This window comes from Streptococcus alactolyticus (assembly GCF_012277075.1).
GTDB lineage: Bacteria > Bacillota > Bacilli > Lactobacillales > Streptococcaceae > Streptococcus > Streptococcus alactolyticus.
On sequence record NZ_JAAXMT010000007.1, the window covers coordinates 1 to 1769 of the forward strand.

Annotated in this window: 8 tRNA genes and 1 pseudogene; 8 read left to right on the forward strand and 1 reads right to left on the reverse strand. The window is 44.7% G+C overall.

The window, feature by feature from the left end:
- Positions 1-53: 53 nt before the first annotated feature.
- The 8 genes from HFK82_RS05105 to HFK82_RS05140 all read left to right on the forward strand — a co-directional run bounded on the left by HFK82_RS05105 (position 54) and on the right by HFK82_RS05140 (position 738).
- Positions 54-143, forward strand: a tRNA-Ser gene (locus tag HFK82_RS05105).
- Positions 144-155: 12 nt separating this feature from the next.
- Positions 156-229, forward strand: a tRNA-Met gene (locus tag HFK82_RS05110).
- Between the two features lie 5 nt (positions 230-234).
- A tRNA-Phe gene (locus HFK82_RS05115) sits at positions 235-307 on the forward strand.
- Positions 308-324: 17 nt separating this feature from the next.
- Positions 325-405, forward strand: a tRNA-Tyr gene (locus tag HFK82_RS05120).
- Positions 406-409: 4 nt separating this feature from the next.
- Positions 410-480 (forward strand) — tRNA-Trp (locus HFK82_RS05125).
- Between the two features lie 11 nt (positions 481-491).
- A tRNA-His gene (locus HFK82_RS05130) sits at positions 492-564 on the forward strand.
- 10 nt (positions 565-574) lie between these two features.
- Positions 575-646: transfer RNA gene (locus tag HFK82_RS05135), tRNA-Gln, on the forward strand.
- Positions 647-654: 8 nt separating this feature from the next.
- A tRNA-Leu gene (locus HFK82_RS05140) sits at positions 655-738 on the forward strand.
- Between the two features lie 111 nt (positions 739-849).
- On the opposite strand, the pseudogene HFK82_RS05145 reads toward HFK82_RS05140, so the two are convergent.
- A pseudogene (locus HFK82_RS05145) lies at positions 850-1769 on the reverse strand (ISL3 family transposase); the annotation flags it as partial.

A 1769-nucleotide genomic window follows, 5' to 3' on the forward strand; every position in this document is an offset into this window, starting at 1 on the left:
GCCTTTTCACGGCGGTAACACGGGTTCGAATCCCGTACGGACTATACTTATATGGAGGATTACCCAAGTCTGGCTGAAGGGAACGGTCTTGAAAACCGTCAGGCGTGTAAAAGCGTGCGTGGGTTCGAATCCCACATCCTCCTTTATATTGTTGTCGCGGGATGGAGCAGCTCGGTAGCTCGTCGGGCTCATAACCCGAAGGTCGTAGGTTCAAATCCTGCTCCCGCAATAGAAGGCTCGGTAGCTCAGTTGGTAGAGCAATGGATTGAAGCTCCATGTGTCGGCGGTTCGATTCCGTCTCGCGCCATTATTATATATTAATCTGGAAGGGTAGCGAAGAGGCTAAACGCGGCGGACTGTAAATCCGCTCCTTCGGGTTCGGGGGTTCGAATCCCTCCCCTTCCATATTACGGGCATAGTTTAAAGGTAGAACTAAGGTCTCCAAAACCTTCAGTGTGGGTTCAATTCCTACTGCCCGTGTTAAGGATATGGCGAATGTGGTGAAGTGGTTAACACACCAGATTGTGGCTCTGGCATGCGTGGGTTCGATTCCCATCATTCGCCTTCTTATTATTGGGGTATAGCCAAGCGGTAAGGCAAGGGACTTTGACTCCCTCATGCGTTGGTTCGAATCCAGCTACCCCAGTTATACTAGCCGGCGTGGCGGAATTGGCAGACGCGCTGGACTCAAAATCCAGTGTCCGCAAGGACGTGCCGGTTCGACCCCGGCCGCCGGTATAGTAATTAATAGTGGAAAATCCTATTAGATTTTCCACTATTTTTTTATTTCTTTCCCCATTATATTCTGTTATTTAGGGCTCATTGTCAACTGTAGTGGGTTGATGCCAGCTAACATCTAGAGAGAACCAAATTGGTTTTCTCTTTTTTGACGTTCAAAGCGATGAGAATGCGTTTTTTAAAGTTTTCAAAGTTCCTAAAGCCATAGGCATTCCGCTTGATAACCTTGATCAGATTGTTAGTAGCTTCGAGTTTGCCATTAGAGTAAGGTAAAGTAATGGCGTTGATGACTTTCTTCTTATCCTTTCGGAAGGTTCGAAAAACCGTCCGAAAGATTGGATGCACGAGCATGATATTGTCTTCAATGAGCTCAAAGAAGTGATCAGTGTTTTTCTCCTGAAAGTGGAACAGTAAGAGCTGGTAAAGGTCGTAATGACATTTCAATTCTTCTGAATAGCTGATGAGTCGATCTCGAATTTCTTTATTTGTTAGATGTTCTCTAAAGGTTGGACGGTAAAATCGCTTGTTATTCATCTTGCGACTATCCTGCTGTATCAGTTTCCAGTAGCGTTTAAGAGCTCGATATTCTATTGATTTACGGTCAAATCGGTTCATGATTTGGATACGAACACGGTTCATAGAACGACTAAGATGTTGGAGTAAACTAGTCCAGTGGACTATTTTAGCCCGAGCTTAAAAAATGAGAAAGCGAGGGGAAAACGGTCGAGAACGATTTGAGCATGCGGAAAAAGCTGTTTGGCCAGCTGTTAGTAAGGACTATACATATCCATAGTGATGAATTGTACACGTTCACGGACCTTTCTGTGATAACGCAGGAAATGGTTGCGGACGACTGCCTGTGTTCGTCCATCTAAGATAGCGATGATATTCTTGTTATCAAAATCCTGAGCGATAAAGCTCATTTTCCCTTTCTTAAAACTATACTCATCCCAGCTCATGACAGTAGGCAGGTGATTCAAGTTGGTTTTAAACTGAAACTCATTGAGCATACGGATGACAGTTGAGGTTGA